The organism is Mogibacterium kristiansenii, from assembly GCF_029224645.1.
Lineage (GTDB): Bacteria > Bacillota > Clostridia > Peptostreptococcales > Anaerovoracaceae > Mogibacterium_A > Mogibacterium_A kristiansenii.
Window position 1 is genome coordinate 33,689 of record NZ_JAQXUZ010000025.1, and the last position, 26,364, is coordinate 60,052.

Here is a 26,364-nt window from a genome sequence, read left to right on the forward strand (position 1 = left end):
ACTTCCTATAAAACTTCCAAAATCTCGTATTTTGCGGTTCCCTCCGGTACGGAGAATTCCACAACGTCGCCCTGTTTTGTGCCAATCAGGTGCTCGCCTACCAGGGATACGTTGGACAGCTTTCCGTTGAACGGATCCGCCTCGGTGTTTCCTACAATCTGGTATGTCATCTCTTCATCGTATACCAGGTCCTTTACGCGAACCGTAACACCGGTCTGCACGGTTCCCTCGGATTCCAGGTCATCGGCATCCACAACCTTTGCGGTTCTCAGAATTTCCTCGATTTCCTTGATGCGGTCTTCGTTCTCTGCCTGCGCTTCCTTCGCTGCATCGTATTCCGAGTTCTCGGAAATATCTCCGTAGGAAATCGCTTCCTTCAGTCTTGCCGCAATCTCCAGCCGCATCGGGCCGGTGCAGTTCTCCAGTTCCTTCACCAGGTTATCGTAACCGACCTTCGTCATTTCATGCATTGCATTCGCCATGTTCTAGTTGCTCCTTTCATATCTTCGAACATTTTCGCTTCCGGTAATTCTCAGAATCGCGGAATACTTCAGTTTAAACGTAATTATATCTCCGATTTCAATCGGCTCTTTAACATCTTCAATATCCAGAATGGTGTGGTCGCCCGAAGCCCCGATGACTTCCATGCCCTCTATCGTCGGCACCAGATCCGAAATTTCTCCGTAGTCGGCGCGACCCACGGCCACCAGCGCCCGGGTTCGCTCGCCCCGGTCCACATAGGTCTGTTTCTTGCCGAAAGCATCCACGCCCAGCTGCCCGATTGGATGAGAGGCCTTCTTTTTGACTTCCACTACCTGGGCTTCCAGGGTAAAAGCATCATCTCGCAATGCATCCATTTCCGAATATCCGTAGCAAACCCGCATGTCCTCCAGCGATCCCGCCAGAGCGGCCGCGCCAATGCGCAGCATGTTGATTTTCTCCGGCATGTATCCGCCGAACACGCCCATCAGGCTGGATGTGGCTCCGCCGGACACGATTTCCAGCTCCCGGCCGATGGATTTCTCCACCCGAATCGCCAGGTCCGCCAGCTCCTGCATTTTATCTTCCGTGGCCATTACCGATCCGTAGCAGCCCAGATTGGTTCCGATTCCCGCCAGGTGGAGGTGGGGCAGTTCCCGTTCCACGGTTTCTGCGGTTTCCACCAGCTCATCGTAGTTGAAGTAGCCTTCCCTCAGGTCGCCCAGGTCCGCCATCAGCACCACGTTGTGCACCACGCCGTGGGCTTCGGCCGCCTTGTCCAGCGCCCGCAGGGTAACCAGTTCACTGTTCAGGCTGCAATCCGCCACCTGCACCAGCTCGTCCAATTCCGAAAGCATCGGCACCCGAATCATCAGCAAGGGAACACCGATGTTTCCCTCGCGGCAGCGCTTCAGCTGCTCCATGCGAGAGGAGGCAATCATCTTTGTGCCGCCGGCCACGTAATCTTCCGCCACCGACAGAATACCGTTGGCCCCTTTGATGACGCCGGCCACAAAAATCCCGGTATCCTCGCACCAATCGCAAATTGTTTTTACATTATGTCTCAGGCTCTCGTGGTCAATCACAATCGCAGGATATCTTCTCTCTGTCATCCCCGTGCCTCCTATGCCCATTTGTTGTCCTCATCTCGGCGCAGGATCTTGTGCGTCGTGGTCTTATTGAATTCTCGCTCCCGAATGATTACGTGGGTGATTTTCTTGAACAGCGGCAGCTTCTCATTGGCTTTATCCACCTCTCGGTTGATAAATTCCGTCACCTGCTCTTTGGAGTAATCCGCACCGAATTTATCCTCGATGGCCTCCTTGTTCACCCGGATGGTAGCATATATACCGCGGCGAGTCGGGTCTGCATTGGTTTCATCGCCCCACACCATGCTCTCGCTGATGTATTCGCTCTTCTGGAGGTAGAACTCCAGCTCCTCCGGGTACACGTTCTTACCGTTTCCGGTGATGATAATGCTCTTCTTTCGACCGGTGATGTAGACGTACTCCTGTTCATCGATGTATCCCAGATCGCCGGTGTGGTACCAGCCGTCGGAATCGATGGCCTCTGCCGTCCGCTCCGGATCCTTGTAATATCCCATCATCACCGTCGGACCGCGCAAGCAGATCTCGCCGCATCCGTCCTCATCCTTATCCACAATCTTGCACTCGCTCAGCGGGAAAAGGTATCCGGCGGACTTGTTGTTGATGAATTTGGCGTTGTCCGGATTCAAAGCGATAACCGGAGAGCACTCCGTCAGGCCGTATCCCTGCACGCTCCGGAATCCCAGATCGCCGAAGTAATCCAGGATGTCCCCGTCCACCGCCGCACCTCCGCAGATGACCGTGCGAAGCTCTCCGCCAAAGAGCTCCGTAATCTGCTTGGTGGCCCGCTTAGAAATATCCAGGCCGATTTTCTTCGTCACCCGGTTGATTCGGAACAGGGTGTTCAGCTGTTTTTCCTTGCCGCTCTTCCGAACGTTTCTCGTAATCTTGTTGTACAGATTTTCGAAGATAACCGGAACGCCCAGCAGCAGGTTCGGCCGGGTTTCCTGCATATCCTTTACGATATATTTCAGACCCTGACAAATCGCCATAGTAGTTCCGTTGTACACGCACTCCAGGAAGGTGGCCGTACACTCATAGGTGTGGTGCAGTGGCAGGATGGAGAAGAAGGTATCCTCTCCCTGGCGCACTTCCAGAAGGGTCTGTGCCAGATAGGTGTCCAGCACCAAGTTCTTCTGGTTCAGCATTACGCCCTTGGATACGTCGGTGGTGCCGGATGTAAAAAGAATGACCGACAGGTCCGTATTGACTACCGGGGCATCGATGTATTTTCGATCGCCGTTGTGCACCGCTTTCCGGCCCGTCTCCCGAAGCTTATTCCAGGAGATGTATCCGTCCTTCGGCGACTCATCCTCTTCCATGGCCACGTTGATTACGTATTCCAGCTGAGATTCTCCGCTTTCCTTGATGGCTTTGAATGTCTCGTAATATTTGTTCTCCACCGTAATGACGGCGCTGAGTTCACCCTTGACGGTAATCTGCTTCAGTTCCTCTTCGTGGAGTTCCTTGTCCAGCGGAACGATGACGCCCACGCCGCCGGTTACCGCCAAATATGTTTCACACCACTGATAGCTGTTCTTTCCGATGACGCCGATTTTCTTCTCCCGCAGTCCCAAATCCAGAAATGCGGTTCCCAGCGCATACACATCGTCCAGCACTTGGCGGAATGTGATTTCCCGGAAAGGCTCGTTTCGGTTGAACTTCTGCTTGAACAGGGCCCGCTCCGGAAAATGTGCCACCGTGGTCTCCAGCATATCCTTTAGGTCCACCGGAATATCGTGTCCTCGGTACTGTACGCGGGGGTTGGACCAGTTGTCAATCTGTTCCTGAATCCGGTCCATTTCCGCCCGCTCCTGCCGGCGGATTTCCTTATACTCTTCTGCCGGAATGGATCGACCGATCATCAAATTTGTATTCATAGTTCTGTTCCTCAAATCTCTTTATCTTCAGGGTGGTGGTCTTGATGAATTCTTCATCTCGAACCTCAATCCGCTTTACCCTCTTATACGGCGGCATCTTGTCGTTGGCGTCGTCCACGATTTTTCGAAGGACGCGGTAAATCTCTCCATCTTCCTGAACGCCCTGTTCCCGAAGAACGCTGTAGTTCGGATAGATGATTGCCGTGCAGACCAGGTCATCCTTTGTATCGTCATGCTTGCCGTAGACGATGACTTCCTGAATCCGCTCATCCAGCTGTAGGTAGTATTCTACCTCTTCCGGGAAAATATTCTTTCCGCCCTTGGTGACGATGACATTCTTCTTCCGTCCGGTAATGAACAGGAAGCCGTCTTCATCGAAGTATCCGTAATCGCCGGTGTACAGCCATCCGTCCCGCAAGGTTTTCGCCGTGTTCTCCGGATCCTTGTAATATCCCTGCATCACCGACGGTCCCTTTGCGATAATCTCGCCGATGCCTTCCTCATTCTCATCCACAATTCGAACTTCGGTACCCGGCAGCGGTTTGCCTGCCGCTTCGGATTTCCGATACCGATCCGAGTTCATGGCAATAATCGGGGAGCATTCCGTCATTCCGTATCCCTGGAACATCGGGAATCCCATGGCTTCAAAATCATCGATCACCGCAGGATCGATTGCCGCACCGCCGGCAATGAACATGTAGTGGTTCTTGCCGAACAGCTTGTGAATGGTCTGGAACATCTTCCGGGTCGCCCTCGGATGGTTCTGGAACTTCATCTTCTTGGACAGGGCGATTCCTCTCTGCAGTTTGGAAAGAGAACCTCTCTTCTCTGCCTGCTTCCATACCTTCCGGTGCATGTTCTCAAAAATCAGGGGAACGCCCAGCATAACGCTGCACTCCGCCTCAGCGAAGTTGGACTGAATGTGCTTCAGGCCTTCGCAGATTACCACCGTGGCTCCTTGGTAAAAACTGGTCATCACGGTGCAGCTCATTTCGTAAGCATGGTGAATCGGCAGTACCGACAGCACCCGACCACCATCCGGAATACGGAAGAACTTGGACATGTTGTACACGTTCTGTGCCAGGTTCCGATGGGAAAGCATTACGCCCTTGGCCAGGCCGGTGGTGCCGGAGGTAAACAGAATCGTGGACAGATCGTCCGCGTTTACTTCCGCCTCCTCGTACTCGCAGTGACCTTCCCGAAGTTTTCTTTTACCCACTTTGACCAATTCGGACTGAAGCAGAATTCGGGAATCCTCTCGATACTTGGAATAATCCTTTTCCGGAGAATCCGTAATTACCAGATACCGAAGGGACTCCACCGCATCCAGGCACGGAATCAGAGAATCCACCATCTTCGGGGAGACGAACAGCAGCTCCACATCGGCGCGGCGCAGCAAGTTCTCAATTTCTCCAATCTGGAGGCTCTTGTCAATCGGAACGATGACGCCCACACCCGTCACAACGGTAAAATAAGAGAGCGCCCAGCGATGGGAGTTCTCTCCGGTCACCGCAATCTTGCTGTCCTTGAGGCCCATGCCGAGAAGCGCGGTTCCCAGCGCCCGGCGCTGCACGTCAAATTCCTTATAGGTGATGGATTGGAAAGGATCCTTATGCACGTCCTTGTACATGTAGGCCGTGCGATCCGGATATTCCGCCACCGTGTTCTCAATAACTTCCTTCAGTGTCTCCACATACGGCCCTTCATAATAAACGCCGTCATACTTCTTGTTGTTCATATGTTGTCCCTCTACCCTTCGGTTCGCCGGTGAATATCTTTAAGCAGTCAAAGGACGAAGCCCGTAGCAGATTCCCTGCCAAAGGCTTCGTTGTAGCATTGTATTTTATCACCAAAACGCCGAAATGTCAATGTTTTAAGGCCTTTCAACCAGTTCGAACCGCTCCTTCTCTTCGCCGTCCACGGTCACTTTACTGCAGAACATTTTCTTCGGGCGCGCCCACAGCACCTTGTCCGCATCCATGGATTGGTAAATCACCAGCTCCTCCAGCGTCTCGCTGTGCTTTGCCACGCCCAGAACACGGTACTTCTTTCCCTTGAAGTGGCGGTATACCGCACCTTCAATGACCCGATCCCGATTCTCATCCACGTAATCGATATCGTTGTAGTCGCACCATTCCATCGCCACTTTGCGGAAGGCCGCTTCCCGGTAGTGGTCCCAGTGAACGGAGACGTTCAGATCCTGCACCGTCTCCCGGAACAGGTTCAGGCTGTCATCCTGAGAAATCACCTGGAGCAGCTTTGCCCGAAGCACCGGATCGTCCGCATGGCGGGCGAAATCCGTCACCATCTTCTTTTCATCCAGTTCATACCGATCCGGCAGGCGGATGTACCGTTCATCATCGGTCAAATCGATATCCCTGTTTCCCAGAATCTCCCCGTCGATGGTCATTTCCAGATCTCCGGTTTCGGTGTCGTAGTAGTATTCTGTATCCTTCGCCGAAGTGGCGATTGCATTGATAATTTCTTCAATTCTAATTTCCATTCTTCCCACTCCTTTGCTTCCATTATTGGTTTCGAAATTGCTTTCTTTTTAGACTTCTATTGTAGTCTAGATTCCCCGGTTATTCAATACTTCTATGGCATCAAACGAGAAAATGAAAATGAATTTTCCCTACTTCTGCATGGCTGCCCGAACCAGTTCCCGGAACAGCGGATGTGCGGCATTCGGGCGGGATTTGAATTCCGGATGATACTGCACGCCCACGAAGAACCTCAAGGCCGGAATTTCCACCGCTTCCACCAGACGACCGTCCGGCGATGTGCCTGTAACGTCCATTCCCGCCAGCTGAATCGCCTCCCGATACTCGTTGTTGAATTCGTACCGGTGACGGTGGCGTTCCTGAATTTCTTTTTTCCCGTATGCCTGTTCCAAAATGCTTCCGCTGCGAATGACGCAAGGATATGCCCCCAGCCGCATGGTGCCGCCCTTCGGGATGTTGCCCCGCTGATCCGGCATGAAGTCGATGACCTTGTGGGTGCTCTCCTCGTTGAACTCGGCGGAGTCCGCATCCTCATAGCCCAGCACATCCCGTGCAAATTCCATCACCGCGGTCTGCATGCCCAGGCAGATTCCCAGATACGGCACATCGTGCTCCCGGGCATACCGAGCCGCCTGCATTTTGCCTTCCACGCCCCGGACGCCGAAGCCGCCCGGCACCAGAATGCCGTCCACATCCCCCAGAATGGTTCCCGGATCCTGTTCCTCCAAATCCTCCGATTCGATCCAGCGGATGTCCACGTGCACGCTGTTTTCGTAGCCTCCGTGATGCAGCGCCTCTGCCACGGAAAGGTAAGCATCGTGGAGCTTGGTGTATTTTCCGATCAGTCCGATGGTCACATGACCCCGGCGGGATTCAATCCGCTGCAGCATTTCGTTCCATTCGTGCAGATCCAATACCCCCGGATCCAGTCCAAGTTCTCGGCACACGATTTCACTGAAGCGGGATTCTTCCAGCATTACCGGTGCGTAATACAGCTCCGGCACGTCCTTGTTGCAGATGACGCAATCCGGCTTCACGTTGCAGAACATGGCGATTTTCTCACGGATTTCATCGTCGATATCTCCCTCGGCACGAAGCACCAACACATCCGGTGCAATGCCCAGGCCTCGCAGTTCCTTTACCGAATGCTGGGTCGGCTTCGTCTTGTACTCCCCGCTGCTCGTTACATGCAGAAGAGGGGTAACGTGGATGAACATGCTGTTCTCCCGTCCCACTTCGATGGCCACCTGACGGATGGCCTCCAGGAACGGCTGGCTCTCGATATCTCCCACGGTGCCACCGATTTCCGTGATAATCACATCCGCATCCGTGGTGCGGCCCACCGTGTAGATGAAGGATTTGATTTCATCCGTCACGTGCGGAATCACCTGCACGGTGCTGCCCAGATATTCCCCGTTCCGCTCCTTGTTCAGGATGTTCCAGTACACCTTTCCCGTGGTGAGATTGGAATAGCGATTCAAATTCTCATCGATAAAGCGCTCGTAATGGCCCAGGTCCAGGTCCGTCTCCGCGCCGTCCTCCGTGACGAACACCTCGCCGTGCTGATACGGGCTCATGGTTCCCGGATCGATATTGATGTACGGATCCAATTTCTGAGAGGCCACCTTGTACCCCCGGGACTTCAGCAGCCGCCCCAGCGCCGCCGCCGTAATTCCCTTTCCAAGTCCGGAAATAACGCCTCCGGTTACAAAAATGTACTTTTTCATCATGCCCTCCCTTTCTTTCCCCGCGCCCCGCGGGTGCCTAAAAAACTTCCAAAAAATAAAAAAGATAAGGTTTTTCCGTCCGGAGAGTGATGAAGAACCCAGGTCCCGTTTCATCGCCACCTTCTCGAAAATTCCTTATATTCGCGCAAATATATTTAAAAATAATACGCAGTTATTATACCAAAATTCGGCCGCCCTCGCAATTGTTTTTCGCCCCGTCATTTTGTTTTTTCAGTAAAACAAAAGGGGCTTCCCCGAAGCCCCCTATCGTATTGCAAAATATTCCGGCACTACCAGGTTTTCCGTCCGTCTCCGCTGATGGGAATCACGTCTCCCAGGAAGGTGGGTTCCGGTTCGTACATGCACTTGCCCATATCCTTTGCCCGAGCCAGCACCTCTCGCAGATCTCTCATGGTCTGCCCGCGGTAGGTCACATCCTCTGCCGGAATGCCTTCTACCTCCAGGCCCAACTTCTCGCCGGTGTACAGCGCCCGATACTCGTGGTACTGCTGCGTCACTACAATCATGCTTTTCACCGCAAAAACGCTCTTCGCCCGGTAAACGGATTCGTAGGTGGAGAAGCCCGCGTGATCCAGGAATATGTCCTTTTTCTTCACTCCCGCCTTCAAGGCGTATTCCTTCATGGCTTCCACTTCATTGTATTCCACCTGACCGTTGTCGCCGCTGAACAGAAGTTTCTTCACGATTCCGGCCTTGTACAGCTCAATCCCCCGGTCCAGCCGGTCCTTCAGCATCGGCGACGGCTTCCGGTCCACGTACACCGAAGCACCCAGCACCAGCGCACAGTCTGCCGGCTTGGCCTTCGTGTATCGGCTCTCCTCCAAAGTGGTGAGGTGCTTGCCGCCTTCCTTTTTCACCTGCCGGTCCATTCCCAGGACGATTAGAAGTCCCAGAATGCCCAAAATCACCAGAATCTTTATTACCATCAAAGCTATTTTCCTCTTGCTTTTTTTCTGTATAATCATCTTTGCCCTTTCTTTAATCACAGATTGACATAATATCACATCAATGTGAAGAATAAAAGATGTTTGCCCCAACACTTCTTCATGTTTGACCCCCATGGTATCGGAAGTCCGTTTGTGCTATGATTAGGATGATTTTACAGATTGAAAAAACTATCTTGTACCGGAATCGGAAGGAGAAAACAATGTATCGTTTTGCAATATACGGAAAAGGAGGCATCGGAAAGTCCACGGTTACCACTGCCCTGTCCTGTGCCTTTGCTGAAATGGGGCTGCGCGTGCTGCAGGTAGGCTGTGACCCGAAAGCGGACTCCACCTTGTACCTTCACGGCGGTCAGCGCATCGACACCATGCTGGACGTGCTCCGGCAGAAGCGAGATTCGGCGGATCTGGCGGATCTGGTACATGTAGGATATAAGGACATCGTCTGTGCGGAAGCCGGCGGTCCCACACCGGGCCTGGGCTGTGCCGGGCGAGGCATCGCCGCCGCCTTCGAGGCGCTGGAAGCCCGAGATGCCTTCGACATCATCCAACCGGACGTGGTGCTCTACGATGTGCTGGGGGATGTGGTGTGCGGCGGCTTCGCCATGCCCATCCGGGAGGGCTATGCCCACCGGGTCTACATCGTCACCTCCGGCGAGAACATGGCCATCTACGCGGCAGCCAATATCGCCATGGCGGTGGAGAACTTCCGGGAGCGGGGCTACGCTTCCTTGGGCGGCCTGATTCTGAACCGCCGAGATGTGCCGGACGAGCGTGCCAAAGTGGAAACCCTGGCGGCGGACATTCACACGGACATCGCCGCCGATCTGCCTCGGGAAAATGCCATTTCCGATGCGGAGGTTCAAGGCCTGCCGGTGTTCGAGACCGCACCGGATTCGGATTACGTCAATGCCGTTCGGGATCTGGCGCGCAAAATGCTGGCGGATTATGACAAGGAGAACACCCATGATTCAGAAGCTCAGTGATATTCAGAAGGATAATCTCACAAAAAGAAATTCCGCCCTCCACAGCACCCGCATGGAAGGAGCATTTCGTGAGATTCGGGATATGGATTACGAATATTCCGCCGACATCGGGCTGGCCTACGCCTCCCCGGTTCGGGGCGTGTGGAACATCGTCCACATCGCCACCCTGGTACCTCAAGGGCACCAGATTTTCGTCTGTCCTACCAGCTGCCTCCGGGGCGTAGTGCTCACCACCGCGGAGCTGGGCCGCATGGACAAAATGTCCACCATCACCGTAGGCGAAGAGAACATCCTGGAAGGGGACATGGAAGAAATGCTGCAGCACGGGGTGGAACGGGTCATCCGGGAGCTGCCGGAAAAACCCCGCATGATGATGATTTTCACCAGCTGCATCCATCATTTTATGGCGGTCAACTACCAGCGGGTATACAATATTCTGGCAAAAGAATTTCCGGAAATCGATTTCGTGGACTGTTACATGGACCCGATTATGCGCCGCACCAATCCGGTGGTTCCGTCCCTGTGGCGGCAGATGCATCGAGTGCTCCGCTATACCGAAGCGAAAAATCCGAAGCAGGTCACCCTTCTGGGCAACTGCTTCCCTCACAAAGGAGCATACTGCGACCTGGTCTCCCTGCTGGAAGCCAACGGCATTAAGGTCTTGGAGGCCTGCAATTGCAAGGATTACGATGAATACCTGACCATGGCGGAATCCACCTGCAATTTCCTGTTCCACAAGAGCGGCATCGCCGCCGCCAAGGATTTGGAAATTCGCCAAAAGCAGCCGTGGTACCGGATGCGCCCGGGCTACGCCTACGATGAATACGACGAGGACCTGCGAAAAGCGGCGTCCATACTGGGCATTCCGGAACCGAAACAATCCTTCCTGGATTCGGAGAGGGCGCGGACGGAAGCGTGCATCCGGGAAACCCAATCCCTGTTGGAAGACACGCCGGTTTCCATCGATTACACGGCGGTGGACTGCCCGCTGGAGCTGGCGCAGTTCCTGCTGGATCACGGTTTCAACGTGGAATCCGTGATGGTGGACAACTTTACCGAGTCGGAGGATGTATTCCAGAAGCTTCGGAACACCAAGCCGACCCTTCGTATCTACGAAACTTACGGCTGGAATATCCGGCAAATGCAGCGGGGCCACGCGGGCAAAATCCTGTGCATCGGGCAGAAAAGCGCTTATTTTATGGACTCGGATTACTTCGTCAACGAGGTGGAAAACGCGGGAATGTATGGCTACCGGGGCCTCCGCCGGCTGATGGATCTGATTTCCGACGCCTTCCGGAACCCGAAGCCGATGCGGGACCTGGTTCAAGTAAAAGGATGGGAGTGTGAATGCGGTGAGTGATTATCAGACACATGTTTTTACCAGTACATATACGGCGGACGTTTCCGGTGTCTGCTCGGCACTCTACGAGCTGGGTGGAATGACCGTCATCCACGATCCTTCGGGATGCAACTCCACCTACTCCACCCACGACGAGCCGCGGTGGTTTGACACCGACAGCCTGATGTTCGTCTCGGGGCTGGATGAAATGACGGCGGTCCTGGGGGACGACAACGTATTGATTGACGACGTGACTCACGCCGTTCGAGATCTGAAGCCCCGCTTCGTCACCCTGTGCAGCGGCTCCATTCCCCACATCATCGCCTTTGACTGCAAGGGCGTGGCTCACCTGCTGGAAAAACGCACCGGCGTTCCCATGCTCCCGGTAACCACTACAGGAAACCGTTCTTACGTGGCCGGTGTGGGCGCCGCCCTGACGGAATGGGTGAAACGCTTCGCCGATTCGTTGGAAAGCCCGTATCGCGTCAGCTCTTCGGGAGGCCCGGATTGCTCCGCGAATACTTTAGAGGGCGCTGCCGGCCCGGAATCCTTCTCGGTGAACCTGCTGGGCGTAACGCCGCTGGATTTTTCCATTAACGGAAATGTGGACGCCATGCGCAAAGTCTTCGAAGATGCCGGCATCCCGGTGAACTGCTGCGCCGCCATGGGAGAATCCTTTGATTCCCTTCGGCACATCTTCCGCGCTTCGGTGAACGTGGTGGTTTCCTCCTGCGGCCGGCGCCTCGCCCGCTACATGGAACAGACCGCCGGAATTCCTTACGTGGAAGGCACACCCATCGGCGCCTACGGCGCCGCCCACCTTCCGAAACTGGCAAAAAAAGCGTATGAGAAGAAGCGGGCTTCTTTGGAAGAAGATTCGCATGGAGCCTTGGATGGAACCTCCGGCTCCCTCCGAATGCTGCTGGCAAAGAAAAAAGGAGATTCCGAAGGAATCTGCCTCTGGAAAGGCAATCCGGCGCACGAACGCTGGGACGTCCCGGACGGTCAGATTCTGATTATCGGGGAAGAGGTGTTCGCCCAGTCTCTGGCCGCCGCAATCAACCAATTGACGCCGGATTGCCGCCACGGACTCCGGGCCTTCGCCGTCTGGCCGGATGTGGACCACGGTTTCCCGGAGGATGTGCTGGCGGAACTGATTCGAAAATCCCGATATATCATCGGGGACCCGTTATACCGAACCATCCCCCACGATTCCAAACAAAACACCTTCGTGGATTTCCCTCACGAGGCCTATTCGGGAAGGATTTTCCGAGATCGAATCCCGGTTTTCATCGGAAAGAATTATGATGTCGCGGAGCTGCTGTAGCAGCTCCGCTTTTTGATGCCAAAAAGCAAAAGGCGCATTGCACGGTACGTGCAGTGCGCCTCTCTTCTCAATGATCCTATTTGTCTCAATTATCCTATTTGTGTTCCTTTTCCACCTCGGCCTTGTGGGCTTCGATGACCTTTTCTGCCAGGTGAGCCGGAAGCTCTTCATACTTGGAGAATTCCACGGTGAAGGTTCCTCTTGCCTGAGTCATTGCTCTCAGAACGATTGCGTAATCGAAGAGCTCGGACTGCGGTGCTTCTGCCAGCAGCTTGGTTTTGCCGTTGTCCGTCGGCTCCATGCCCAGGATGCGGCCTCTTCTCTTGTTCATGTCGCCCATCACATCGCCGGTGTACTTTTCCGGAACGGTGATTTCCAGCTTCATGATTGGCTCCAGCAGGCAAGGATTTGCCGCTACGATACCTTTCTTGAATGCCAGGGAAGCGGCAATCTTGAAGGACACTTCGTTGGAGTCCACGTCGTGATAAGAACCGTCGTAAAGAACAGCCTTTACGTTCTGAACCTTGCATCCTGCCAGAGGACCCTTGTCCATGCATTCCAGCAATCCCTTTTCAACTGCCGGAACGTAGTTCTTCGGAATGGAACCGCCGAACAACTCTTCGGAGAATTCGAAGTTCTGCTGAGATGGGGAGAACCGAATCCATACGTCACCATACTGACCGGCACCGCCGGACTGCTTCTTGTGCTTACCCTGTACATCGGAGGAACCCTTGATGGTCTCTCTGTATGCGATCTTCTGCGGGATTACCTTTACGGATACGCCGTATCTTTCCTTCAGCTTTGCACGGATGATACCGATCTGGATATCTCCCTGGCCGCCCAGAAGGGACTGGTGTGTCTCCACATTTCTTTCCAGTACGAAGGATGGATCTTCTTCCATCAGCTTGTGCAGACCCTGCGCCATCTTCTCCTCGTCCTTCTTCTCTGCCGGCTCAACGGCAACGAAGTAGTTCGGCTTCGGGAAGTTGATTCCCGGCATGGTTACCGCTTTTGCCTTGAGGCACAGCGTATCGCCGGTTTTGGTGTGCTGCAGTTTTGCCAGAGCCACCATATCGCCCGCCGGAACTTCCGTTGCGTTCTCCTGCTGCTTGCCTCTTACGAAGAACATGGAACCCAGCTTTTCGGATTTCTGTGATCTCGGGTTGTACAGCTCCTGTCCCAACTTAACCGTTCCGGAGAGAACCTTTGCGTAGGAAATTTTTCCCATAAAAGGATCTGCGATTGTCTTGTAGACATAGATTACCGGGTCGGCGCTGACGTCGGTGATGACTTCCACGTCTTCGTTCTTGCTGTTCTTTCCAATATATGGCGCGTGCTTGGACGGAGTCGGCACGTATCTGGCGATGGAACGCAGTACCTCGTCGATTCCTTCGCCGGTGAAGCTGGATGCCTTGATAATCGGAACGATATCACCGTTGGCGATACCATCCATCAGGCCGTTGGTGAATTCTTCATCGGTGAACGGTTCGTCGTTGAAGAACTTCTCCATCAGCGCTTCGTCGGTACCTGCAACCGCTTCTCTCAGCGCATCCTCGTCATCGTCGGTAACCACGGAGTTACCGAACTTCTCACGGAGCTGCTCTACTAGCTTGTCGCAGTCAACACTGTCTTTATCTATTTTTGTGAGGACCATGAATTTAGGTGTATCCGTTTCACTGCAAAGTTCCCATGCCTTCTCGGTACCCACCTGAATTCCTTCGGATGCGTCCACCATAATAATGGCCGCACTGACCGTACTCATTGCCGAATCTACTTCGCCAACGAAGTCGAAGAATCCCGGAGTATCCAGGAAGTTGTACTTGTAACCATTGTACTCTACCGGTACCATCGTCGTATTGATGGAATATTTTTTCTCGATTTCCATCTTGTCGTAGTCGGACACGGTATTTCCGTCTTCCACTTTGCCCAGGCGGTTGATTACTTTTGTCGCGAGTAATGCCGCCTCCAGAAAGGTCGTTTTACCACATCCTCCATGTCCCAGCAGTACAACGTTTCTGATTTTGTCACTTGAATAACCTTTCATAGTATCCTCCTGTAATTTACAACCGATATGTTTTTTGCCCAAGGGCAAGTCGGTTCACATTGATTGCCTGCCGGCATTCATCAATACAGGTATATTTAAATACGAAGCCGCAGGCAGTGTTTTTAGAACTCCGCACTCTTTGGAGTTCTTGGGAATGGCAGCACGTCACGGATATTGCTCATACCCGTCAGGTACATGATCATTCTCTCAAAGCCCAGGCCGTATCCGGCATGTTTCACGCCGCCGTAACGACGAAGATCCAGATACCACTCATAGCCGTTTTCGCTGATTCCCAGCTCTTTCATCCGCGCTTCCAGCACGTCCAGACGTTCCTCTCTCTGGCTTCCGCCGATGATTTCGCCCACGCCCGGCACCAGCATATCGCACGCTGCAACGGTCTTTCCATCATCGTTGAGGCGCATGTAGAACGCCTTGCAGTCCTTCGGATAATCCGTTACGAAAATCGGTTTCTTGTACACTTCCTCTGTCAGATAACGCTCGTGTTCCGTCTGAAGCTCCAGTCCCCATTCTACCGGATACTGGAATTCCTTACCGGACTTCTGCAGGATTTCAACCGCTTCCGTGTAAGTTACCCGTTCAAAGCTGGAGTTCACGATGTGATCCAAGCGCTCCAAGAGGCCCTTATCGATGAACTGATTGAAGAAGTTCATCTCCTCCGGTGCGTGCTCCAGCGTATAGGTGATGATGTATTTAACCATTGCCTCGGCAAGGTCCATGTCGTCCTGAAGATCCGCAAAAGCAATCTCCGGTTCGATCATCCAGAATTCCGATGCATGTCTCGCAGTGTTGGAGTTCTCCGCACGGAATGTCGGGCCAAAAGTATATACGTTGCGGAATGCCAGTGCAAAGGCTTCCGCTTCCAGCTGTCCGGATACGGTCAGATTGGTTTCTTTTCCGAAGAAGTCCTGGGAGTAGTCAATCTTTCCGTCCTCTGTTCTCGGCAGATTGTCCGGATCCAATGTGGTTACCTGGAACATTTCGCCGGCACCCTCTGCATCACTTCCGGTGATGATTGGCGCGTGAACGTAGACGAAATTCTGTTCCTGGAAGAATTTATGAATTGCATACGCAACGATGCTGCGCACTCTGTATACGGCGGAGAAGGTGTTGCTTCTCGGTCTCAGGTGCGCGATTTCACGCATGAATTCCATGGTATGACGCTTCTTCTGCAGCGGGTAATCCGACTGAGAATCCGCTTCCACCACGATTTCTTTCGCTTTGATTTCAAACGGCTGTTTTGCTTCCGGAGTCAGCGCCAGAGTTCCTCGTACCGTTACGCCGGCTGCCAGATGCACCTTGGAAATTTCGGTAAAATTAGCCAGATTGTCCGCTTCGTATACCACCTGCAGCGGAGTGAAGAACGTTCCGTCATTGATGGACAGGAATCCAAACTGATTCGAACTTCTGTTGCCTCGAACCCATCCGTGGACTACCACTTCCTGATCGCCGTACTTCTCCTTGTTTCTGAATAATTCCCTGATTTCAATATCCTTCATGGGTATATTCCCCTCCTAATTATAAATCGTATTGTGTCTGCTTACATAAATTTAAGCTTCCAGTTATGATTATAACATAGAGCATATTTTTTAGCTATATAAAAAGGGGGGCTGTACATACCATAATTTACAATATTTTTATCGAAACCGATGACAAATTTTACTTGAACATCATTTCTCGGAATGCTATACTTTCAAAGTCAATAAAATCAAGCAAAGGAGGCGAAATATATGGACGGTTGTGACAGTCGAAGTCGAAAAACATATAATGATGGATTGAGACTTGGAATCGGTTTCAAGTGTCTGTAAATGCGCCATTTTTTGAAATATATTGCAAGCCGGAATCCATCGTTATGAGCGAATTCACAACTTCTGATTGTGTAACGGTCGATGTTACGGTGGTTTTTTTATGCCCTTTTTTGGGCGAAAAGAAGGAGGCTTACAATGATGAGAAAAGAAATTTTGAAAGAACCGATCAGCACCGAGAAGATTCCGGCAATCATCCGGCAGTCCCCGTCGGTGGAGGCGATGCAGGAACAGCTGCGGGATTACCACGACCACGATATCGCGCAGAGCTTCGAGCACCTGAGCCGGGCGGAGCGGAACCTCCTGTACACCGGACTGGACGCCCAATCCCTGGCGGACATCATCTCCTACATGGACAATCCGGCGGACTACATCGGAGAGATTGTCATCGATAAGCTGGCGGATGTGATCAACGAAATGGATGCTGATGATGCGGCGGATCTGTGGGAAGACATCGACGAGAGCGTTCAGGTGAAGCTTTTTCCCATGCTGAAGCCGGAAACCCGCCGGAACATCCGGCTCATTAACTCCTATGATGAAGATGAAATCGGCAGCCTGATTACCACCAATTACATCTGCATCCGCCGCAGCCTGACCATTCGTCAGGCCATGCACGAGCTGGTGAAACAGGCGGGGGAAAAGGACAACATCTCCACCCTGTACGTGGTGGACGACAGAAAGTGTTTCTGCGGCGCCATCGATCTGAAGGATCTGATCATCGCTCGGGAAAACGTGGCCCTGAACTCCATCATCAGCACCGCCTATCCGTACCTGACGGACCACGACAAAATCTCGGACAGCATCGAAGCGATTAAGGATTACGCGGAGGACTCCCTGCCGGTTCTGAACAAGGATAAAAGGATCATCGGCATCATCACCGCCCAGGACGTTGTGGAAGCGGTGGACGATGAGATGAGTGAGGACTACGCAAAGCTGGCCGGCTTGTCCGCAGAAGAAGATCTAAGCGAATCTACCAAAGAGAGCATCAAAAAGCGTCTTCCATGGCTGATCATCCTGCTGTTCCTGGGCATGGTGGTTTCCTCGGTGGTAGGGGCCTTCGAAGGTGTGGTGGCCATCCTCCCGGTGGTCATCTGCTTCCAGTCCCTGATTCTGGACATGGCCGGAAACGTGGGCACCCAATCCCTGGCAGTGACCATCCGGGTGCTGATGGACGAGAACCTTAGCGGCGCGGACAAACTCCGGCTGGTGGTCAAAGAAATGAAGGTGGGCTTCTGCAACGGCTCCCTGCTGGGCGTCATGACCTTCCTGGTTCTGGGCATCTACATCGCCCTCTTCAAGGGATATGCCATGGGCACCGCCCTCCTGATTTCCGGCTGCGTGGGCGTCTCCCTCCTGGTGGCCATCATCATCTCCAGCCTGGTGGGTACGCTGGTGCCTCTCCTCTTCCATAAAATCAACATCGACCCGGCAGTGGCGTCCGGCCCGCTGATTACCACGGTGAACGATTTGGTGGCCGTGGTCACCTACTACGGCCTGGCATGGCTGCTGCTGATTGAAATTTTTCAAATTATATAGTATGTGCGTATGTCGGCAGGGAAGCAGCGGCATTCTATTCCTATTGTCGTTATCACACACTTAAAATCCCATATGCCTAGAATTTCGAGGCGAGTTCACGCTTTTTGTCCGAAAAACGAGATTTAGCGTGAACGGTTTTTGCCAGATTTTCAAGATTCTAATTTTTGTTCACGCTAAAAAGCCAATTACCTTCAAAAAGCGTGAACGCTTTTCAAGGCTTACATCTCTACGCAGAGCATCATCCGGGTAAAACGAAAAAAACAGAAAATCGTTCACGCTAATTTGCAAAATATGAAGGATTAGCGTGAACTCATGTCGAAATTCTAGGCATATTAAGCTTTCTGTTTCGGGTTATCTCTAATCTCTGAGAAATGGAAGACCAAGAAAAGAAGGGCGAACGGCGCGCTGCAACAGCGCTCCTTTCGCCCTTCTTTTAGATTCATAATATTAAAGTGGCCGGTCTTGCCGTTCCATCTCGTTCACCTTCTTGTAGGCAGCCACATCCAGCGCCACGATGAACACCAGGAAAATGATGGTCCAAATCGGCTCCTTCATGGACGCGCAGAAATCGTAAAATCCGTGCAGCAGCATCGGAATCCGAATGGCGTTGCGAAGATGTTTTTTCCGCAGGGGCAGATTCCCGTGCACTTCGCAGTATTTTGCCAGGCTGAAGGAAATACCCATGTAGATGGCAAAGATGCAGTGGCCCGGGATGGAGGTGACCGCACGGACTCCCGCTGTGGCCATTCCGTACTCCATCACGTAGAGCACGTTCTCCGCGGCGGCAAATCCGATGGATACCGCTACCGCGTAGACGATGCCGTCGAAGGTGTAGTTGAAGGCCGGGTGGTTCCAGGAACCCTTCTTTAGGGCGAAATACTTCACCCCTTCTTCCACCAATCCCACGCAGAAGAAATTCTCCACCAGGATGAACAGGGTGGTTTTCGGGGAGATGACGCCTCCCACCAGACTAATCAGAAAGCCTTCCAGAAAGGCCGCCGGAACGGTGGTCAGCACGCCGAAGATCAAGAGCTTTACGATTAGGCCGCCCGGCTCCTTTTCCACCTTGTCCAGCTTGTAGATTTTAATCATCAGAAACAGCGGCGGCAGCAACGCTGCCAGCAGTAAAATTGTCATTTCCGGTGGTTCTCCTTCCATTCTTTCAGCTGCTCATAGCGAGCCTTGAACCGTCCTTCGTTCCCCTGCTCCGTTGGGTTGTAGTACTGCCGATCCTTCAGAGAATCCGGTAGGCACTGCATGGCGGTGACTTTTTCCTCGAAATCGTGGGCGTACTTGTAGCCCTTTCCGTAATCCAGCTCCTTCATGAGCTTAGTGGGTGCGTTTCGGATGTGCAGCGGAACCGGTTCCTGCAGGTGCTGCCGAGCATCGTCCCGGGCGGCGAAATAGGCCGTCTCCATGGCGTTGGACTTCGGTGCCAGGGACAGGTAGATGATTGCCTCCGTCAGGTGTACCGAGCATTCCGGCATGCCGATGAAGTGGCAGGCCTGGTAGGCCGCGATGGCAATCTCCATGGCCCGCGGGTCCGCCAGACCCACATCCTCTGCGGCGAAACGGGTCACCCGCCGCGCCACGTAGAGGGGATCCTCCCCCGCTTCCAGCATACGCGCCAGCCAGTACACCGCCGCATCCGCATCGGAATTCCGCATGGATTTGTGCAGGGCGGAAATCAGATTGTAGTGCTCCTCCCCATCCTTATCGTACAAAAGCATTTTCTTGGAGGTGCACTGCTCGAAGGTGTCCCGGGTCACCGTAATGCGCTGGCCTCCATCTGCCTCCGTATAGTAGTCTCCGTTGAGAATCAGCATTTCCAAGGTGGTCAGCGCCGACCGGGCATCGCCTCCGGAGAACACGGCAATGGCCCCCAGCATTTCATCGGTGATGACGATATCCTTGTCCCCGTAGCCTCGGGGATCCCGGATGGCCCGTTTCAGCAGATCCACCACCTCTTCCTTTTGCAGGGCCTTCAGCACGAATACCTTGCAGCGGGACAGCAGCGCCCCGTTCACCTCAAAGGACGGATTCTCTGTGGTGGCGCCGATAAGAATGATGCTGCCCTTTTCCACAAAGGGCAGGAAAGCATCCTGCTGCGCCTTGTTAAAGCGATGAATCTCGTCGATAAAAACAATGGTCCGCTCGCCGAATCTCCGGCTCTGCTCCGCCTCCTGCATCACCTGGCGGATTTCCTTAATTCCGCTGGTCACCGCACTGAAGGTGATGAACCGGGACTGGGTGGTGTTGGCGATTATTTTTGCCAGAGTGGTCTTTCCCACCCCCGGCGGCCCCCAGAAAATCATGGAGGTCACCCGGTCGTTGGCAATCAGATTGGAGAGCACCTTGCCCTTTCCAATCAGATGCTTCTGACCCGCGAACTCCTCCAGCGTCCGAGGACGCAGTCGTTCCGCCAGCGGCTCGTTCGCCGTCGTGTCCACATTGTCAAACATCGAAACCTGATTCAATCTCTAATTCCTTTCGTCTTTAGAAGTAACTTACCTTTACGCTCTTTCCCATTTTCCGAAGGCACTGGGACAGCTCCTCCACAAGGGACATCTTCACGTTAAAATTAATGCTCACGTCCTGATGGGCCGGATTCACCGCGCGACCCACGAAGAAGTTGATATCCGTGGCCTCTTCAAAAAGGATTCGGCTGATCAGCGCCGAGGCATCGTGCTGCACGCTCCATTCAGTGTAGGACTCGTCCCGAGAGACGTAGTCCTTGGCGTATTTCAGCACCTTGTCAATCGTCACCACGCCTTCCGTCACCAGGTCCACCCCGTCGATTTCCGACATCGGCGGTGCCCCTTTCACGTTGTACTTCGAGCTGGTGCGAATGCTCTTGCCCAGATATTCCGCCGCAATGGATGCGGTGGTTCCGCCGCAGACGATGTGTTTGCCCTCTTTGGAAAAGAACAGGGACATCATCCGATCGCAGTCGTCCCGGTTCGCCGGCGGTCCGAAGATTAGATTCACCTGAGACCGCTTGATCACCCGCACGATGCAGGCCGTGGTGTCGTCGATGGGCTTGCCGTCATACAGCTTGTTGCACTCCTCAATCAGGATGGACGCCAGGGTTTTGGCGGTATAGCCGATAGGGGAGATGGTTTCCATAAAATTCCCAATTTCCTTTTCCGTCCAGTTCTTGTTGTAGCTCAGCGTGTCGTTGGCCCCCGGGCAGCCGTCGCTCATGGCGATAAAAATATCATTTTCCCGCAACGGGATTTTCGACTGATAAATTTTCTTTCCGTCGATGATGCTCTCAATCTTCGGATAATCCACCACCTTGCAGTCCCGAATCATGATAACCAGCGGGTTATCGTATTGAATCAGGCTCATGGTCTCATTCTCGATAATGTGCATGATGGTGAAGGTGGAATAGGCCACCCCGTACTCCGAGCTGATGGGAAGGGTGGCGGCGATGGTATTCACGCACTCCTCCAGGGACAAGCCATGAGCCATCATGGTGGAAATGATCTTTGCGGTGAGGGTGGACAGAATGCTGGCTTTCACACCGCTCTTCAGTCCGTCCGCCAGCACCACCACTTTGGAATCGTTGTTCTCCTGCTGCACCACATCCACATGGTCCCCGCACAGATACTCTCCGTAATGGTTGATGCTCTTGTATCCGATGTCAACGCTTAAATCATTCATCTTTCATGGACTCCTTCAGGTTCGTCAACGCAATCTTCGTCTCCGCTGCCGTCTCTCCCAGCAGGGATGCAATATCCTGAACGATACGCATCTGCTTCTCCACCACCTTGTCCGCAACTTCGGTGGTCTGGCGCCGCATTTCCGCTTTCTTTTCCCGCTCTGCCGCTTCATCGCTCACGTCCTCCAGCATACAGAACAGCATCCGGTAACTCTGGTCATACAGCACCTGCTCCTCCACGTACCGGTCGTACTCCGCCAGGTATGCGCACTGGAATACGCTCTTCCGGCTCTCCAGGGCATCCAGGAACGGCTTCGGATCCAGCAGTGTTACAATCTGGGATCCCAGCACATCGGACGGTCTGCGGATGTTCATGATTCGGCAGGCCGCCGGGTTAATCTGCTGAATCTCCAAGCGCTCGTTCAGCACCAGCAGTCCGTTCGGCGTGTTGTCAAAGATGATGTTGGAGAAGTTTTCCGCCTTTTCCTTCAGGTACGGCAGGCACATCTCGATTTCCGCCTTGCCCTGATAGATAGCGATGGCTTTCTCCCGACAAGTATCGTACCCACAGGTACCGCAGTTCAGTTCGTCGGACGGCTTCTTCTTTCCCATTTTGCTGAGAATTTCCTGAATCTTCCGCTCCGTCGGCATATCCTTCATGCCCTCCAGAATATCGTATCGTCTGGAAAGCTCGCTAATCTCCGGTTGCTCCACCGGGAAGTCCTTATCTCCCGCATACCGGGTCACCGATAGATAGTCGGTGATGAACCATGGATGGTATTTCTCCATCACCGGTCCGTTCACGCAGCTTCCCTTGCAGGCGGACATTTCCATAAAGCAGTTGTTCACACGTCCGGCCGCCACATCTTCCAGAGCAGCGATGCAATTCTCGATTCCGTCCACAGCCACGTATTCGTACTCCGGATCCCGGTCCTTCATGGTTCGAAGGATGCCCGCCACCGTCGGGAAGATGCGAGCCAGGCTTTCCGGATTGCTGTCCACCTTCTTCTCCAGCCGGACGTTTTCCTTCTCCAGCCATTCTGTCAGCTCCTCAAAGGTCAGGGCCGCGTCCACGATTCCCGGATACCGCTGTGCCTCGTCCTTCTTCGCCACGCAAGGGCCGATAAACACGGTCTTGGCCTCCGGATTCCGGCGCTTGATGTCGCGGCAGTGGGCCTGCATCGGCGAAAGGGTATCCGCCAGATATTTAATCATCTCCGGATAGTGCTTCTGAATCAGAAGGTTAACGGACGCGCAGGAAGAACTGATGATCACCGGTTTCTGCTTCTCGTGCACCAGGCGTTCGTAATCTGTTTTTACCATGGTCGCTCCAATCGCCGTCTCTTCCACATCTGCAAAACCCAGCTTCTGCAGACCTTCCCGCATCGCGTCGATGCCCACGCCGTCGTAATTGGCAATGAAAGAAGGGGCCATGCTGGCGATTACCGGCTCTCCGCTCTGAATCATCACCTTGACCTTCTCCACTTCGCTGACAATCTCCTTGGCGTTCTGCGGACAGACTACAAAACACCGGCCGCAGAGGATGCATTCGTCGGCGATGATGTGGGCCTGATCGCCGGAAAACCGGATGGCCTTCACCGGGCAGTTTCGAATGCATTTATAGCAATTCTTGCAATTGGATTTCTTAAGAGTAAGGCAATGTGCCATGACTGCTCCTTTCCACAAAACATCGTATTAGTAAATTATATAATGTAATTATCCGCCAGATTCCGCTGCATCAAATCCGCAACGGTCACGCTGTCCAGATAATTCTCAATCAGCTCGTTCAGCTTCCGCCACATGGGAAGAGTACGGCAATCTTCCACCCGGTCGCAAGGCTCCGAACAGAGCTCCACGCAATTGACCGGCGCCAGAGTTCCCTCCGTCAGCCGCAAAATCTCCCCCAACGTACAGTCATGAGGCTCCTTCAGCAGCCGATATCCGCCGCCCTTTCCGTGAACCCCTTCCACCAAGCCGCCCTTCGTCAGCAGTGGCATGATTTTCGTGATGTACTTCAGAGAGATACGCTGGCGATTTGCCACATCCTTCATGGGAATATACCCCCCGTTGGCATTCTCCGCCAAATCGATAACCACCCGCAAGGCATAACGCCCTCTCGTTGAGACCAACATTTTACACCCTCCTACTCAATGCTAATCCGTTTCAACTGGAATATACCACAAAGGGCGCTGTCCCGCAACCTTCTTGCAGAACAGCGACCCTCTTCATCTTTCCGTAAAAATAATTTCGCCTCGGCTTTCCTTATTCCGAAAACAGCGGTGTGGACAGGTACCGATCTCCCGTATCCGGCAGCAGTACCACGATGGTTTTTCCTTCGCTCTCCGTTCTCTTTGCCACTTCCACTGCCGCAGCTACTGCCGCACCGGAGGAAATTCCCACCAGCACGCCTTCATGTCTTCCCACTTTGCGGCCGTATTCAAAGGCATCCTCGTTAGATACCGGAATGACCTCATCGTACACCTTTGTGTTCAGCACGTCCGGTACGAAACCGGCACCGATTCCCTGAATCTTGTGCGGACCGCCCTTTCCGGTAGTCAGAACCGGAGACGATGCCGGCTCCACCGCGATGACCTTTACCTCCGGCTTTTGGCTCTTCAGGTATTCACCCACGCCGGTGACAGTGCCGCCGGTGCCCACTCCGGCAATAAAGTAATCCACTTCTCCATCGGTATCCCGGTAAATTTCCGGACCGGTGGTCTCTCTGTGTGCCGCCGGATTGGACGGGTTCACAAACTGTCCCGGAACGTATCCGCCCGGTGTTTCCTTCGCCAGTTCATTGGCCTTCTCGATGGCTCCGGTCATACCCTTGCTGCCATCGGTAAGTACCAGCTCTGCACCGTACGCCTTCATCAGCTGGCGCCGTTCCACAGACATGGTCTCCGGCATCACGATGATGATTCGATATCCTTTTGCCGCCGCAATGGCTGCCAGGCCGATACCTGTATTTCCGGAAGTCGGCTCGATGATGACAGAACCTTCTTTCAGGTCCCCGCGAGCCTCCGCATCCTCAATCATTCTTTTTGCCACCCGGTCCTTTACGGATCCTGCCGGATTGAGATATTCTAATTTTGCCAGAATACGCGCCTTCAGCCCCAATTCCTTCTCCAGATTCGTGAGTTCCAGAAGCGGCGTACCGCCGACCAGCTGATCGGCCGATGTATATACTTTTGCCATGATTCGATCCTTTCTCTCATGATTCATCTTAAAATTATTATAATCGGGAAGGTCGATCGAATCAACCTTCCCCGCTCCCTAATCTTTCGTATACCCCTATACGAAACACCCCTATTTCACTGCGGCAAAACCCTTTTCCAGGTCCGCGATGATGTCGTCGATATGCTCTGTTCCGATGGACAGACGAATGGTATTTTCGTGAATGCCGGCGTCTTCCAGCTCCTCCGGTGTCATCTGAGAATGAGTGGTAGTTGCAGGATGGATGACCAGAGATTTCACATCTGCCACATTGGCCAGCAGGGAGAATATTTCCAAGTTGTCGATGAATTCAAATGCCTCTTTTCTTCCGCCTTTAATCTGGAATGTGAAAATGGAAGCTCCGCCGTTCGGGAAGTATCTCTCATACAGCGCATGGTCCGGATGATCCGGCAGCGATGGGTGGTTGACCTTCTCTACCTTCGGGTTGTTCAACAGATATTCGATGACCTTCTTCGTGTTCTCCACGTGTCTCTCGATTCGGAGGGACAGTGTCTCGGTGCCTTGCAAAAGGAGGAATGCCGCGAATGGAGAAATGGTAGCCCCGGTATCCCGGAGGAGAATCGCTCTGATATATGTGGCAAATGCTGCCGCACCTGCTGCCTCCGTGAATTTAACGCCGTGATAACTTGGATTCGGTTCCGAAATCCATGGATAGCGTCCGGAAGCGGCCCAGTCAAAGGTTCCGCCGTCCACGATGACGCCACCCAGGGTGGTTCCGTGACCGCCAATGAATTTGGTAGCGGAATGAACCACGATATCTGCGCCGTGTTCGATCGGACGAATCAGATACGGTGTGCCGAATGTATTATCGATGACCAGCGGCAGCCCGTGCTTGTGGGCAATTTCCGCCAATGCTTCGATATCCGGAATATCACTGTTAGGATTTCCCAGGGTTTCAATGTAAAGTGCTTTCGTATTCTCTTTAATTGCCGCTTCTACTTCGTCCAGCTTGTGTACGTCCACCAGTGTGGATTCGATGCCGTACAGCGGAAGGGTGTGCTCCAGCAGGTTAACGCTGCCGCCGTAAATGGTCTTCTGAGCAACGATGTGTTCGCCCTTCTGTGCCAGAGCCTGGATGGTGTAAGTGATTGCAGCGGCGCCGGAGGCGACTGCCAGTCCTGCAACGCCTCCCTCCAGTGCGGCGATTCGATCTTCGAAAACGCCCTGGGTGGAGTTGGTCAGCCTGCCGTAAATGTTTCCCGGATCCGCCAGACCGAAGCGGTCTGCCGCATGCTGACTGTTATGGAATACGTAAGATGTGGTGGCGTAGATTGGAACGGCTCTCGCATCGCTGGCCGGATCCGGCTGTTCTTGTCCTACGTGAAGCTGCAGTGTCTCGAATTTGTAATTATTATTGTTATCCATTGTTTTTTCTCCTTGTTTCTACTATCGTCCAGTCTTTTGTTTGCTCGGGCGCTGCCCGTCCGGCGTTTTTCTTTTGCCTACTTACTAGGTTGGTTGGTAGCATTATAATAACTCCATCCGGGTCTCCCGTCAATTTTCAATAATAAATAGTGGGTTATAGATTGTTCTTATATCTTGAGGCCGGGCCGCTTTTCCTTTTCACCGACCCCTCGGTTCGCGCTCAAAAACCGAATTCATTGGCTTTGCGGGGAGGCAGGCGCGAACTTTTCTTGTGCACGGGCCGGCTTTTCCTTTTTCCCGGCCCATCGGTTCGCGCTCAAAAACCGAATTCATTGGCTTTGCGGGGAGGCAGGCGCGAACTTTTCTTGTGCACGGGCCGGCTTTTTC

General features: G+C 53.4%; 20 protein-coding genes. 4 read left to right on the top strand and 16 right to left on the bottom strand.

Features of this window, described 5'->3' with window-relative positions; translation table 11 throughout:
• Nucleotides 1–5: 5 nt before the first annotated feature.
• The 7 genes from greA to PUE40_RS07795 all read right to left on the bottom strand — a co-directional run bounded on the left by greA (nt 6) and on the right by PUE40_RS07795 (nt 8,641).
• Nucleotides 6–482, bottom strand: coding sequence for a transcription elongation factor GreA (gene greA, locus PUE40_RS07765; protein WP_154553785.1), 477 nt, complete (start codon nt 480–482; stop codon nt 6–8).
• 3 nt (nt 483–485) lie between these two features.
• Nucleotides 486–1,592: an alanine racemase gene (locus PUE40_RS07770; protein WP_277672417.1), complete on the bottom strand. Its 1,107-nt coding sequence runs from the start codon at nt 1,590–1,592 to the stop codon at nt 486–488.
• Nucleotides 1,593–1,603: 11 nt separating this feature from the next.
• Nucleotides 1,604–3,466 (bottom strand): AMP-dependent synthetase/ligase, encoded by a 1,863-nt coding sequence (locus PUE40_RS07775; protein WP_277672418.1) that lies wholly within the window; start codon nt 3,464–3,466, stop codon nt 1,604–1,606.
• Nucleotides 3,417–5,204, bottom strand: coding sequence for an AMP-dependent synthetase/ligase (locus PUE40_RS07780; protein WP_277672419.1), 1,788 nt, complete (start codon nt 5,202–5,204; stop codon nt 3,417–3,419). Before PUE40_RS07780 ends, PUE40_RS07775 begins: the two co-directional genes overlap by 50 nt.
• A 135-nt stretch (nt 5,205–5,339) precedes the next feature.
• Complete coding sequence (locus PUE40_RS07785) at nt 5,340–5,969, bottom strand: UPF0158 family protein (RefSeq protein ID WP_277672420.1); 630 nt, start codon at nt 5,967–5,969, stop codon at nt 5,340–5,342.
• 129 nt (nt 5,970–6,098) lie between these two features.
• Complete coding sequence (locus PUE40_RS07790; RefSeq protein WP_154553789.1) at nt 6,099–7,694, bottom strand: CTP synthase; 1,596 nt, start codon at nt 7,692–7,694, stop codon at nt 6,099–6,101.
• 290 nt (nt 7,695–7,984) lie between these two features.
• On the bottom strand, nt 7,985–8,641 hold the full coding sequence (locus PUE40_RS07795; protein WP_277672421.1) for a SanA/YdcF family protein: 657 nt from the start codon (nt 8,639–8,641) through the stop codon (nt 7,985–7,987).
• 221 nt (nt 8,642–8,862) lie between these two features.
• On the opposite strand from PUE40_RS07795, the gene PUE40_RS07800 reads away from it, so the two are divergent.
• From PUE40_RS07800 to PUE40_RS07810, 3 genes are read left to right on the top strand one after another with little or no spacing between them, the layout of a single operon-like run.
• The gene (locus tag PUE40_RS07800) at nt 8,863–9,645 is read left to right on the top strand and encodes a nitrogenase iron protein NifH (RefSeq protein WP_154553790.1); all 783 of its coding nucleotides are present in this window, start codon (nt 8,863–8,865) and stop codon (nt 9,643–9,645) included.
• Nucleotides 9,626–11,005, top strand: coding sequence for a nitrogenase component 1 (locus PUE40_RS07805; RefSeq protein WP_277672422.1), 1,380 nt, complete (start codon nt 9,626–9,628; stop codon nt 11,003–11,005). Before PUE40_RS07800 ends, PUE40_RS07805 begins: the two co-directional genes overlap by 20 nt.
• Nucleotides 10,998–12,311 (top strand): nitrogenase component 1, encoded by a 1,314-nt coding sequence (locus tag PUE40_RS07810; RefSeq protein WP_277672423.1) that lies wholly within the window; start codon nt 10,998–11,000, stop codon nt 12,309–12,311. The genes PUE40_RS07805 and PUE40_RS07810 overlap by 8 nt, the downstream gene beginning before the upstream one ends.
• Nucleotides 12,312–12,405: 94 nt before the next feature.
• Here the strand turns inward: PUE40_RS07810 and PUE40_RS07815 are convergent, their stop codons facing one another.
• Both PUE40_RS07815 and asnS read right to left on the bottom strand, forming a co-directional pair.
• The gene (locus PUE40_RS07815) at nt 12,406–14,355 is read right to left on the bottom strand and encodes an elongation factor G (protein ID WP_277672424.1); all 1,950 of its coding nucleotides are present in this window, start codon (nt 14,353–14,355) and stop codon (nt 12,406–12,408) included.
• A 122-nt stretch (nt 14,356–14,477) separates the two neighbouring features.
• Nucleotides 14,478–15,878: an asparagine--tRNA ligase gene (asnS, locus tag PUE40_RS07820; protein WP_439786285.1), complete on the bottom strand. Its 1,401-nt coding sequence runs from the start codon at nt 15,876–15,878 to the stop codon at nt 14,478–14,480.
• A 438-nt stretch (nt 15,879–16,316) separates the two neighbouring features.
• Between asnS and mgtE the strand changes: the two genes are divergently transcribed.
• Nucleotides 16,317–17,714 (top strand): magnesium transporter, encoded by a 1,398-nt coding sequence (gene mgtE / locus PUE40_RS07825; protein ID WP_330681561.1) that lies wholly within the window; start codon nt 16,317–16,319, stop codon nt 17,712–17,714.
• Between the two features lie 447 nt (nt 17,715–18,161).
• On the opposite strand, the gene PUE40_RS07830 is transcribed toward mgtE, so the two are convergent.
• The 7 genes from PUE40_RS07830 to PUE40_RS07860 form a co-directional block, all read right to left on the bottom strand.
• The gene (locus PUE40_RS07830; RefSeq protein ID WP_206157286.1) at nt 18,162–18,851 is read right to left on the bottom strand and encodes a PrsW family intramembrane metalloprotease; all 690 of its coding nucleotides are present in this window, start codon (nt 18,849–18,851) and stop codon (nt 18,162–18,164) included.
• Nucleotides 18,848–20,191 carry a replication-associated recombination protein A gene (locus tag PUE40_RS07835; protein ID WP_330681562.1) on the bottom strand — a complete coding sequence of 448 codons (1,344 nt, stop codon included), beginning with the start codon at nt 20,189–20,191 and terminating at the stop codon, nt 18,848–18,850. The genes PUE40_RS07830 and PUE40_RS07835 overlap by 4 nt, the downstream gene beginning before the upstream one ends.
• A gap of 19 nt (nt 20,192–20,210) precedes the next feature.
• Entirely contained in the window at nt 20,211–21,380 is a 1,170-nt protein-coding gene (locus tag PUE40_RS07840) for a SpoIIE family protein phosphatase (protein ID WP_277672425.1), read from the bottom strand.
• Nucleotides 21,373–23,046, bottom strand: coding sequence for a [Fe-Fe] hydrogenase large subunit C-terminal domain-containing protein (locus PUE40_RS07845; protein WP_154553797.1), 1,674 nt, complete (start codon nt 23,044–23,046; stop codon nt 21,373–21,375). Before PUE40_RS07845 ends, PUE40_RS07840 begins: the two co-directional genes overlap by 8 nt.
• A gap of 35 nt (nt 23,047–23,081) precedes the next feature.
• Entirely contained in the window at nt 23,082–23,510 is a 429-nt protein-coding gene (locus PUE40_RS07850; RefSeq protein ID WP_277672426.1) for an RrF2 family transcriptional regulator, read from the bottom strand.
• 130 nt (nt 23,511–23,640) lie between these two features.
• Nucleotides 23,641–24,573: a cysteine synthase A gene (gene cysK / locus PUE40_RS07855; protein ID WP_277672427.1), complete on the bottom strand. Its 933-nt coding sequence runs from the start codon at nt 24,571–24,573 to the stop codon at nt 23,641–23,643.
• A gap of 111 nt (nt 24,574–24,684) precedes the next feature.
• Entirely contained in the window at nt 24,685–25,977 is a 1,293-nt protein-coding gene (locus tag PUE40_RS07860; protein ID WP_277672428.1) for an O-acetylhomoserine aminocarboxypropyltransferase/cysteine synthase family protein, read from the bottom strand.
• Nucleotides 25,978–26,364 lie beyond the last annotated feature (387 nt).

What these genes read in the sequence shown, in the direction of transcription:
- PUE40_RS07840 (WP_277672425.1), bottom strand. Translation starts at nt 21,380, where the DNA reads ATGAATGATTTAAGCGTTGACATCGGATACAAGAGCATCAACCATTAC.
- cysK (WP_277672427.1), bottom strand. Translation starts at nt 24,573, where the DNA reads ATGGCAAAAGTATATACATCGGCCGATCAGCTGGTCGGCGGTACGCCG.
- PUE40_RS07770 (WP_277672417.1), bottom strand. Translation starts at nt 1,592, where the DNA reads ATGACAGAGAGAAGATATCCTGCGATTGTGATTGACCACGAGAGCCTG.
- PUE40_RS07830 (WP_206157286.1), bottom strand. Translation starts at nt 18,851, where the DNA reads ATGACAATTTTACTGCTGGCAGCGTTGCTGCCGCCGCTGTTTCTGATG.
- PUE40_RS07790 (WP_154553789.1), bottom strand. Translation starts at nt 7,694, where the DNA reads ATGAAAAAGTACATTTTTGTAACCGGAGGCGTTATTTCCGGACTTGGA.
- PUE40_RS07845 (WP_154553797.1), bottom strand. Translation starts at nt 23,046, where the DNA reads ATGGCACATTGCCTTACTCTTAAGAAATCCAATTGCAAGAATTGCTAT.
- PUE40_RS07860 (WP_277672428.1), bottom strand. Translation starts at nt 25,977, where the DNA reads ATGGATAACAATAATAATTACAAATTCGAGACACTGCAGCTTCACGTA.
- PUE40_RS07805 (WP_277672422.1), top strand. Translation starts at nt 9,626, where the DNA reads ATGATTCAGAAGCTCAGTGATATTCAGAAGGATAATCTCACAAAAAGA.
- PUE40_RS07800 (WP_154553790.1), top strand. Translation starts at nt 8,863, where the DNA reads ATGTATCGTTTTGCAATATACGGAAAAGGAGGCATCGGAAAGTCCACG.
- PUE40_RS07850 (WP_277672426.1), bottom strand. Translation starts at nt 23,510, where the DNA reads ATGTTGGTCTCAACGAGAGGGCGTTATGCCTTGCGGGTGGTTATCGAT.
- PUE40_RS07775 (WP_277672418.1), bottom strand. Translation starts at nt 3,466, where the DNA reads ATGAATACAAATTTGATGATCGGTCGATCCATTCCGGCAGAAGAGTAT.
- PUE40_RS07785 (WP_277672420.1), bottom strand. Translation starts at nt 5,969, where the DNA reads ATGGAAATTAGAATTGAAGAAATTATCAATGCAATCGCCACTTCGGCG.
- greA (WP_154553785.1), bottom strand. Translation starts at nt 482, where the DNA reads ATGGCGAATGCAATGCATGAAATGACGAAGGTCGGTTACGATAACCTG.
- PUE40_RS07815 (WP_277672424.1), bottom strand. Translation starts at nt 14,355, where the DNA reads ATGAAAGGTTATTCAAGTGACAAAATCAGAAACGTTGTACTGCTGGGA.
- mgtE (WP_330681561.1), top strand. Translation starts at nt 16,317, where the DNA reads ATGATGAGAAAAGAAATTTTGAAAGAACCGATCAGCACCGAGAAGATT.
- PUE40_RS07795 (WP_277672421.1), bottom strand. Translation starts at nt 8,641, where the DNA reads ATGGTAATAAAGATTCTGGTGATTTTGGGCATTCTGGGACTTCTAATC.
- PUE40_RS07780 (WP_277672419.1), bottom strand. Translation starts at nt 5,204, where the DNA reads ATGAACAACAAGAAGTATGACGGCGTTTATTATGAAGGGCCGTATGTG.